This window comes from Citrobacter sp. CK189, from assembly GCF_030333505.1.
Lineage (GTDB): Bacteria > Pseudomonadota > Gammaproteobacteria > Enterobacterales > Enterobacteriaceae > Citrobacter_B > Citrobacter_B koseri.
Genome location: NZ_JAOWFV010000017.1, coordinates 1 through 242, shown reverse-complemented (window position 1 = coordinate 242; position 242 = coordinate 1). Strand labels below are relative to the sequence as shown.

General features: G+C 55.8%; 1 rRNA gene. It reads right to left on the bottom strand.

The window, feature by feature from the left end:
* Positions 1 to 242, bottom strand: a 23S ribosomal RNA gene (locus tag OGV83_RS00115); the annotation flags it as partial.

Below are 242 nucleotides of genomic sequence, written 5' to 3'. Positions count from 1 at the left end.
GCTTAAACCGGGACAACCGTCGCCCGGCCGACATAGCCTTCTCCGTCCCCCCTTCGCAGTAACACCAAGTACAGGAATATTAACCTGTTTCCCATCGACTACGCCTTTCGGCCTCGCCTTAGGGGTCGACTCACCCTGCCCCGATTAACGTTGGACAGGAACCCTTGGTCTTCCGGCGAGCGGGCTTTTCACCCGCTTTATCGTTACTTATGTCAGCATTCGCACTTCTGATACCTCCAGCA